Source organism: Mesorhizobium sp. M0571, from assembly GCF_040320985.1.
Lineage (GTDB): Bacteria > Pseudomonadota > Alphaproteobacteria > Rhizobiales > Rhizobiaceae > Mesorhizobium.
Genome location: NZ_JAMYQT010000032.1, coordinates 43,984 through 53,511 on the forward strand (window position 1 = coordinate 43,984; position 9,528 = coordinate 53,511).

The window sequence follows — 9,528 nt, forward strand, 5'->3', positions numbered from 1 at the left end:
CGAGAGGGGCTGCCGACTGCGCAGTATTACCTTTTTGGGCACTCGGCGGGAGGTCAATTCATGTCGCGTGTTGCAGCATTTGCCTTGTCGGATGCCAAGAGAGTGGTCGTAGCCAATCCGTCGACCTACGTATTGCCCTCGCTAGCAGAGGCGGCAGCTTACGGGCTGGGATGTCTCTCCTCGGGCTGCGTCTATACGCCGGATCAAGCCTCTCAGGAGTTGAAGGCCTATCTGGCTTTGCCTCTAACGATCTATCTTGGAGAAGACGACACTGGCGATGTCGATCTAAACGAAAGCGCAGCTGCTATGCGCCAAGGAGAGACGCGTTTGGATCGGGGGCAGTTCACTTTTGAGCTGGCGCAAGCTGTCGCGACCGCTAACGGGTGGCCTTTCAATTGGCGGCTCGTGATTTTGCCGGGTGTAGGACATTCGGCACGCGACTTGTTGCAGTCTGACCAAGCTCAGCAAGTCTTCGGCCTTAAGTAGAGAATTAGCACATCGCTGACTTCAAGGTCTGCCGCGTTTCACTCAGCCAGTGAGTAGCGAGACAGCTTGCATCGCCTTTCTGCCGAGCGTGAATTGCCACTGCGTTTGATTGTTCTAATTTAGTAAATTCTAAACCGCCTTCGGTCTAAGTTGCTCTTAAGAGAGGGCTTCTGGATGCGGACACTGAAAGATCTGCTGCTCGAAAGGAAAGGGAACTTTGCCGTCGCGATGGCCTTAATGGTGGTGCCACTGGGCTTGGCCCTTGGCCTTAGCATTGACTTTGTCAATGCCGCTTCCTGGAAATCCAAGCTGCAGGAGATGGCCGATTCGGCGGCTCTTGCTGCTGTCGAGAGCGACGGAGGAAACGAAGAAGCCGTCCATGCCGCGAAGAATTGGGCGCTGGCCAATAGCTCCTTCGTGACCGGCGCTGTCGTTGGGGTGAGCATCACCACTCCTACTGCTGGGACGCGAGAGGCGGCGGTTGAAATCTCAGCTGGAATGCCAACCGCTTTCATGAGTCTTGCTGGAATTCGGAGTATTAACCTTCACGTGGCGGCAACGGCCCGAAAAGCCGCGCCAGATTATTGCTTCTATGTCCTCGATCCTGCCTCAAATGGAGCGCTGACGGTAATGGGTTCCGGGGGCCTTTCGGTGCCAAACTGCGGTATCCAAGTGAATTCCTCCAGTCCAAAGGCGCTGAGGCACGTTGGAACCGGAAAGATCGTCGCCAGGGAAATCTCTATAGTGGGCAATTACCAAGGCGGCGGTTACACCATCATCCCGAAAACCAACCAACCCGAACTCGCAGACCCACTTGTCGACATACCGCAGCCCGCTCCACCGAACGGCTGCGATTACAGTAATCAGATGCTGACCGATGTTACCATTCCGGCCGGTCGGGTGTTCTGTGGAAACATCGACTTCGACGGAAACGTCGTTCTTTCTACCGGAGTTCACTATTTTCAGAACGCAACAGTGAGCATCGGCAGCCATGTGAATCTCTCGGGCGACCAAGTCACGATATTCGTTGACTCCGAGTCAAGCATTATTCAGTCAGCAGGCAAAGGTGGCGTAAGGATTTCGGCTCCCACGAGCGGCATTTACGCTGGCATCGCTATCTTCGGGTCACGCACAGTTACGCCCTCTGTGCCAACGGTCTCATTATCCGGAAACAAAAACTACTTAATTGAAGGGGCTATCTACCTGCCCCACCATCATTTTCGGATGAGAGGGACAAAAGACCTGAAGTCGACTGCCAACTCAGGTTGGATTGTTGCCTGGCAATTCTTCTATAGCGGCAACTCGAGCGTGACCCTGGATAGCTATGGTGCGACTCCGCCGAAAGCTCTTAGAGAGTTAGGGATAGTGCTCCTTCGCTGAAGCAGTGATGATGTTAGTCCTCGCGACAGGGCCACACCTTTGTTGTCGCTGCGTTTTGGACGGAATAACCGGGGCTGGGACGAAGCAACCATTCCGGGCGGCTGCGGTCAAATGCATGGCCGAAATTGCCGCCAGAGATCTCTGTCAGTTCCGCTGCTCTGCCGGCAGCGTGCCATTTTTGCGTCTACAGAGAAGGCAGTCTACGCACTCCGCGGCTGGTGGTTGGCGACGATCCCGGGTGAAACGCGACAGTCGATCTGAAGGTGACTGACATCGCCGCTGCTCGCTTCAGCGGGACTGGCGCCGTGAGAGCTTGCCTATGTCTCCGCAGACAGGCTCGGCTCTAAGCCAATAGCGTGCCGACGAGCCGGAAACTAGTATACTTCCCAGGTCCTACCTCTTCCGCTAAGTTAGCCAAAACGGGGTTGGCCTGGGCAATTTCAAATGGTGCAGATACCACTTCTGGGTCCAATTAATATTTATGACGGGGTGCCGCAGTTCCGCACGGCCCACGCGATGAAGGCTGCTTTTAAGGAACTTGGCTACACCTCGACAAGATTCGGTGATTTGCTGCGGGTCGCAAAGGGCGGTCGACATTGTTATTTGTTCGAAGGCGAGACCAGTTTTATGTCGCGCTTGGGAAGCCGCATCTTAAAGGATAAAGTATTAACTTCGAGAATTCTGAAGGAACACGGCCTGGAGGTGGCTGAACAGCACGTCTTTGTTTCCGATCAGTTAGAGGCGGCGCGACCCTTGGTGGCGCGGATGGGTAGCGTTGTAGTCAAGCCTGCCGACGGCAGAAAAGGCAGGGGGGTTACCGTCGGTGTGACGCCCGAAACGTTAGATGCAGCTTGGGGTCTCGCCAGCGTCGGGTCCTCAAAGGGCATTCTCATCGAGTCATTTTTCAGTAACGCAGTCGAAGCGCGATACTTGGTCATAGATGGACAGTGCGTCGCGGTGATTGAGAAGGTTATTGCACATGTCGTAGGGGATGGAGAGCAAAACGTCGCGGCCCTTATCGACGAAAAAAACGCCCGGCGTGCTCGCAATTCACATTTGTCCGAGTATCCAATCCAGGTCGACGCAGCACGGCGCAACTTCTTATCCGGGCAGGGAATGACGCTTGAAGATGTTCCGTCCAAAGGTCGGATCGTTCCGCTCGCCGCCAAATCCGGTTGGTTGCTAGGAGGCGAGACGCGGAACATCACCGACAGCGTACATCCGGAGATGCGGCGTATCGCCGAAAGAGCCACTCAAATCGCGCCAGGCTTGGATGTGATCGGTCTCGATGTCATGGCGTACGATCATACCACAGCCCCGAACCCCGGTAGCTACATCATTATCGAAGCCAATAACCGTCCCGGTCTAGGGCTTTATGTATATCCCGCACACGGCGATGCAATCGATGTATGCCGTCTGATAGCGGCGTTTTGCGACCGCCAGCTGTTTCTCAAGGCACACCCGCCAACCGATATGCTGACCGCCGACAGGCCACGGCCTTCGGCAGCCCGCGCCGAAGAGCCCGCTCTGGTGGTCTCGCCTGACCTAGACCTACCGTTTCATAGGCTTGAAGTCTCCAGCAGCCAGCCGCCCACCATCATGTTCGGCGGAGACACGAGCCTTGGTGACGGCTATCTCAGCGACCGGTGGCCTGAGACACGCGCCCGCTTAAGCAAGGTCCCGGACAGCTTCTTCGACGCCCTGCGGCCGATGATCGCCAATCGTGCAGTTCTGGTCCTTAACCTCGAGACAGTCCTTGCCGTTTCGCCACCGGATATCTTTGGCGGACAAAAGAAATTTCTTTCCTGGGAAGACCCCGTGCGCACGCTCAGCGTACTTCGGCGCCTTGGGGTAGACGCCGTGACGCTGGCCAATAACCATTCAATGGACTTTGGGCAGGAGCCCGCATTGGCGATGAGAGACACTTTGTCGTCCAGCGGAATTCATTCGATCGGGATGGGGCCCGACCTTGCCGCAGCAACAACCCCACTTTTGATCGATTTAGGTGTTGCCCAAGTCATAGTTTTTTCTGCTTTCGAGTACCGCAGAGACTACGACCAGAATTTCAAGTTCTATGCCGGGCCCCACACGCCAGGAGTGGCCGGATTTGGGGAGGGATTCTCGCATTTCCTGCCCGACCAAGTGCGCCTCTATCGAGCCGCCTTTCCTGAGGCGATGATCGTGTTTCAACCGCATTGGGGCGGCAAGAATTATCGTTGGGCGACGCAGGAGATGTTCGCTTTGGCGAAAGAGGCAATGCGCGCCGGGGTAGATCTGGTTATTGGGCATGGCGCCCATTGTCTACAGCAGGTAGAGTTTTGCAAAGAAGGCGGGTTGGTGTGCTCTTTGGGTAATTTTGTCTACAATGCCCCCGGTCGCTATCTGAAAGAGAGTGGTTTCCCTTACAGTCTCATCGCGCGGCTACATCTGGGTGTGGGGGAGGCGGAGCTGCGCCTCTACCCGGTGTCTTGCGACAACCGGGTCACCGATTTCCGCACGCGTCCTGTGAATGCCATGCAAGCTGCATTGGTCTTGTCGGAATTGAGACGACGTGCGACACTTCCCGACCAGTTCGACCACCAGATTAAACTTAAGAAAGATGATTTTGGGTGGTGGTACTTGCAAAATCAAGTTCCTCTGTCACCGCGCTTCGCCCTTCGACGGTAGCGCAATTGCTCATCCTGTCATTTCAGGCGTTAATGCGGACGAGCGGGCATGAATGTACGCAGCTCTCCGGTTGCAAAGACGGCGCCCAGCCGGCACTACCCTGGGACGCTATATCACGGCGGACCTAGTCGAGAGTCCAATTGCCGGCGCAGGCGAGTTACAACTTCATCTAGACCCATGGCATTCGAAGCTTTTACAAGAAGGAGGTCCTTCGCGCGCAGGATAGTGGCGAGCTCGGGCAACACATCGTCTGCTGTCGCGAAGTGTGGGCCGAGGAGATACTCCGGCAGGGCACGACGGAGATATGTCATCTGCGTCCCAACCGTCATCACCATATCCAGATCGGCCGCGAGAACGGGTTCCGCCAGACCGGCGTGAAATTCGGCCGATCGTGGCCCGAGTTCCCGCATGTCGCCAAGAAGGGCAAGCTTTCGGCCCCCACTTGCGCGCTGCCCCTCAGCAAGTGCCGCCAGCACGGCGGCTACTGATGTCGGATTCGCGTTGTAGGCCTCATCGACGATATGGATCTCGCCGGACGCGAGGGCGATGCGTATGACTTCGCCGCGCCCGGGGATGGCCTCCACCTCGGCGAGCGCGTTGGTCGCAGCTCCCAGATCAAGGCCGAGCGAATCGACAGCCGCCAGCGCGCTGAGGCTGTTGACTGCCATGTGCCGCCCTGGATTACCTAACTTGTAGGCAAAGTCCCGGCCCTTCAGGACCGCATGCACCAGTTGATCTTCGGGCGAATAGTCCACGAGCCGGTAGTCGGCCTTAGCATGTTCACCGAAGGACACGACCTTCGCCCCGAACGACAGGGCGCGGGCTCGGAGGTATTCGAAATGCTCGGAATCCCGAGGCATGATCGCAGTGCCGCCCTTAGCGACATCGTACAGGCGGGCTTTCAACTTGGCGATGGCCTCACGCGAGCCGTACTCTTCGAGATGGGCGTCGCCGATTGTCGTGATGAGTGCGACATGCGGCTTGAGCGCAAGCGCGCTAAGCTTCCGATAAAAGCCAATCGACACCTCGAAAACGTGGAAGCCATCACGGGGAAGGTTGGCGATCTCGCCATACACTCCACTGTTGGTATTGAAGTTCTTGTCCGGAAACGGTTGATAACCAGTTGCGGTGAGAATGGCGTTGATCATCGCCTTGGTGCTCGTCTTGCCGACGCTGCCGCCCACGGCGATGAGGCGTCCGCCGTAAGCAGCCCGCGCTCGTTTGGCGAGATACTTCATGGCGACGCGGACCGAAGCCACCCGGAGCAACGGCAAGTATTCGAAGTTGGACCGGTACTCTCGGTCCGCGAGGAGCGCGAGCCCCTGTCGCCTGAAGCGCCTGATCTTCCTGGTGTGTACGCCGTAACGGTAGGTGCCAACGCATGGGATGACGAGCGCGCCGGGGCCGATCAGTGCGTCGCAGAAGGCTATGCGGTCGGTCGTCCAGTCTTCCGGCAGGTCGCCTTCCCATATGCCTGCAGTGATCTCCGCAAGCTCAGCCATCGTCCAAGGGTGCATTTCTCCCCCTGTCCCGCCGATCGACCCGAATCACGTTGACCCGCGCCTCGGCCACCTGGAATGCGTAGCCGTCCGACACCCCGCCCTGTGGTCCGATCACTTTCAGCCAATTCCGCCCAATATGCAATGGTTCCGGGTACCACCGGAGACCTTTGCCGGGTTCAAAGCGGCCTTCGCGAAGGCCGCTACTTTAACGACGAGATCCGCAATCACTTTTGAGATCGTCTGGTTGGGACCGATCATGATCTTGGATGACCGGAACCGTCTGTTCGAAGGTTGGTTACGCATCCGTCGAGTTCAACGGCTCATGGTTGGGAGATAGTGATGCAGCACCTCGCCAAGGTTTCGCTTGTCGAACGTCTGGCCACAAACGGGGCAGAACTCGAAATACCCGGCTTCGTCGTTGGCGGGCGGCCCGTGGCGCTTGCCCTTGATGCCGATTGCGGGGTTGTTGGTTCGATCTCGTCTCACGTTGGTCGCCACCGCGCGTAAGGGATCGATCCTGATTACCTCCAACCGTTCGGTGGGTGAATGGGGGAGCGTTTTTGGAGATCCCGTGGTGGCCACGGCAATCTTGGATCGCCTGCTTCACCATTCAACGGTGATCACCATCAGGGGGACAGCTACAGGCTGCGCGAAAAGCGCCGGTCCGGCCTTCTGCAGAAGGTCGGCTCGGTGCCCGAAACAAACGAAGCAAACCAATGAAGGGGGTCAGTTCTTCAGTTCGCCAAAGGGGTCAATTCCTGGATTCGTTTGACAAAGGCGGCAGACGCAACGTCTGCGAAGCCGTCGCCCGCGCGTTCAATTGGTGCGACGAGAGCGTTCCGCCGAGCGGGTGGTCAGTGCGCAGCATTCGCGGCCTCAGAGCGCGCGCGGGGCGATACGGATTGATCGTGCCGTCGCCTGCGGTCGGCTGCTGGAGTTACCCGGCGGGTCAGAAGGGCCTTACCGCAGCAACGACGGCTATCTTGAAAGCAAGATCGTCGATGCGCCGACATTCGAAGGCCCGATGCGCACGCCGGCGGTGGGTTCACCATGAGGAGTGTGAAAACCGTACAGGTTCGAGCCTTGCTCGAATTTAGCGAAAGATCAGGTGCAAAGGCTGGAGCAGCCCCACGTAGCGATTGATGTCCGTGAGCAAGACACGCCTGTTGTCCAGTTGTCTCTGACCCTGGGCCTGTAGGCTACACAAGCGCAATCCGCCCCGCGCTGAAGATAGCCGGCACCCATCGGGAGAGGGGGGAGGGCGGGAGATAGGTGCCGGCCAAGGCGGGAATCAGGTCCGCCGCCGCAACAGCGTAGCTGAGCCTTGGCTTGGTGTCATTGCCTGATGCCGGGACTGGGCGCCTAACCGTCGCACGCTCAACCGGCGCCTTGTGGCAATTCTTCTCTCTCAAGTCGAGGTGTGCGCAATATTGATCGAATGGCAGACCTTCACTCGAAGGGGCGACTTTGCTTTTGCTGTGTCGATTGGTAATTCTGTAAAGAAATCTCCGGGCGAGAGGGGTAATGCCGATCCATCAAAGAGCTCGGGACGCGGGTGTTTTCGACCAGTCCGAGTTGGCGTTGCTCAGTCGCGGGTTCGATCGGCTGAAAGTTGACGGTCAGACCGTGCATCAACGTGAAGCGCTCGCGTCCCGGATCATTGCAAATTACATGGCCGGCATCGTGGAGGAGGAAGAGCTTCTTTCGGCTTCCAAACAGCGCTGGGTCATGAGGTCCGTCGACGCTGTGCTGCCGCGCGCATCGGGCGTTGGCGCGCTGGCACGGTTATCCGCGCCAGCGCCTTGCTGGATGTTTATAGACTCGACAGTGCAGACATCTGCAGTCCCGGCCCGCTTCCCATGTCGCGCTCATGTCGCATGGATCTGCCGATAGCCGCAGGAAACGCTTGGAAATCAGCCGTGGCAGCTTCCAACATGCGCGACATGAAGAACGCTTCTATAAAGCAACCTTCCAGTTAATGCCTTGATTTCATTGAGATAAACTTGGTAGCGGGAGCGCGCGAGATCTTGTAGCCGGTCTTGCGCGAGATGCCGAATTCCCGGCACACATCGCTCATGCCTTCCCCGTCGAGAAGGCGAGCTACAAAACGAAGACGTTCCTCCATCACCGAATACTCTCTCCACGGCATCAACACCTCCGGCCAAAAGCCAAAAGTGTTACCCATTGGACTGCACCCCTTGGGTGAGACACTAATTAGGGACAGTTCTCCAGGTTTTGGATTGCGGCTGGGGGATCCTGGCGCAATCGCGTTAGGCCGGCTTCGTATTCATCCGGCGAGAGATAGTCGAGCGCTGAATGCAGGCGATGCCTGTTGTAGACCCGCTCGATGAATTCGCCGATGCTTTTCTTGGCATCGATGATGTCGCGATAGGCTCGGCCATCGACCTCTTCGTCCTTTAGCGTTCGCATGAAGCGCTCAGCCTTGGCATTGTCATAGGGATTGCCAATCCGGCTCATGCTCGGCTGGATGCGATGCGCCGCAAGTCGTGCAGCGTATTCAGCGCAGGCATATTGCACGCCGCGATCGCTGTGATGGATGACGCTGCCCGGCGGAGGTCGGCGCACCGCAATCGCTTGGTCGAGCGCAGCGATCGCCAGCTCGGCCTTGAGATGGGTTGCCATTGCCCAGCCGATGACCTTGCGGCTGTAGGCGTCAAGCACGATCGCCAGATAGGCGAACTCCTCGGCAAGATGGACATAGGTGATGTCGGCGACCCAGAGCTGGTCGATGTCGGTCAGTTGGAGGCCTCGTGCCAGATTGGGAACGACCCGCCAGCCATGCTTGGAATCCGTCGTCATCGGCACGAAACCTGCCTTGCGCAGACACAACAGATTGTCCTCGCGCATCAGCCGCAGCACACGCTTGTGGTTCGCCCGCCAGCTCCCGCAGCCGAGCAGCACGGCAATCCGGCGATAGCCGTAATGCGGATTGGACAGCGCCAGGCGCTGGATCACATCACGCAGACCTGCCTCCTCACGGCGTGGAGACGACACCTGCCAATGCCGATAGTAGCCCGCGCGGCTCACGCCCGCGAGCCTGCACATCCGCTCGATCCCGATCACGCCTTGCAGCCATCGAAAAGGACGCCATCATCGCCTGGATGACCGTGTAGATGCCGTCCCGCCAGGCGCGCCGCTCTGCTGGCGTTCTTCCCCGACGTGCTGCAAGGCAAAAAATCGAGATCGACGGTCTTCTGTCCGACCAATCGTTCCAGATCGGCGATGCGAGCCAATGCCTTCGACAGCTCGTCAGACGTATCCGACGGCGCAGGCACTGCAGGATCGTTTGCTTGCCGCCGCACCGCTTCGACGCGCTGCGGACGCCCAGCACCACGCAGCGCCGAAGACCCGCCAATGCGAAACTGGGGCGCCGCTGGCCAAGAGCCTGCTGTTCGATCCGCTCGGCATGCGCTCGAGCAGCTATCGGCACGAGGACTTCATTGCCGCCGGCAACAACCGCGCCCTGCTGCAT

At 58.2% G+C, this 9,528-nt stretch carries 7 protein-coding genes and 2 pseudogenes; 5 read left to right on the forward strand and 4 right to left on the reverse strand.

The annotated features are described in order from the left end of the window. Nucleotides 1-60: 60 nt before the first annotated feature. The 3 genes from NKI85_RS27610 (at nt 61) to NKI85_RS27620 (ending at nt 4,533) form a co-directional block, all read left to right on the forward strand. Complete coding sequence (locus tag NKI85_RS27610) at nt 61-486, forward strand: hypothetical protein (RefSeq protein ID WP_352451186.1); 426 nt, start codon at nt 61-63, stop codon at nt 484-486. A 174-nt stretch (nt 487-660) separates the two neighbouring features. Further along, a complete protein-coding gene (locus NKI85_RS27615; RefSeq protein ID WP_352531558.1) occupies nt 661-1,866 on the forward strand; it encodes a TadE/TadG family type IV pilus assembly protein in 1,206 nt (401 codons plus the stop codon). Between the two features lie 444 nt (nt 1,867-2,310). After that, complete coding sequence (locus tag NKI85_RS27620) at nt 2,311-4,533, forward strand: CapA family protein (protein ID WP_352531556.1); 2,223 nt, start codon at nt 2,311-2,313, stop codon at nt 4,531-4,533. A gap of 113 nt (nt 4,534-4,646) precedes the next feature. Here the strand turns inward: NKI85_RS27620 and NKI85_RS27625 are convergent, their stop codons facing one another. Both NKI85_RS27625 and NKI85_RS27630 read right to left on the reverse strand, forming a co-directional pair. Next, nucleotides 4,647-6,035 (reverse strand): UDP-N-acetylmuramoyl-tripeptide--D-alanyl-D-alanine ligase, encoded by a 1,389-nt coding sequence (locus tag NKI85_RS27625; protein WP_352779138.1) that lies wholly within the window; start codon nt 6,033-6,035, stop codon nt 4,647-4,649. Between the two features lie 312 nt (nt 6,036-6,347). Next, nucleotides 6,348-6,617, reverse strand: a complete 270-nt coding sequence (locus NKI85_RS27630; RefSeq protein ID WP_352531574.1) for a hypothetical protein — start codon at nt 6,615-6,617, stop codon at nt 6,348-6,350. Between NKI85_RS27630 and NKI85_RS27635 the strand changes: the two are divergent. Further along, nucleotides 6,541-6,755: pseudogene (locus tag NKI85_RS27635) on the forward strand (ATP-binding protein); the annotation flags it as partial. The gene NKI85_RS27630 and the pseudogene NKI85_RS27635 overlap by 77 nt on opposite strands. 1,303 nt (nt 6,756-8,058) lie before the next feature. Here the strand turns inward: NKI85_RS27635 and NKI85_RS27640 are convergent. Beyond that, nucleotides 8,059-8,184 (reverse strand): annotated as a pseudogene (locus NKI85_RS27640) (helix-turn-helix domain-containing protein); the annotation flags it as partial. A 65-nt stretch (nt 8,185-8,249) separates the two neighbouring features. Next, nucleotides 8,250-9,119, reverse strand: a complete 870-nt coding sequence (locus NKI85_RS27645) for an IS3 family transposase (RefSeq protein ID WP_352531552.1) — start codon at nt 9,117-9,119, stop codon at nt 8,250-8,252. A 169-nt stretch (nt 9,120-9,288) separates the two neighbouring features. Here NKI85_RS27645 and NKI85_RS27650 point away from each other — a divergent pair. Next, on the forward strand, nt 9,289-9,528 hold a 240-nt coding region (locus tag NKI85_RS27650; RefSeq protein ID WP_352531550.1), incomplete at its 3' end, for a hypothetical protein.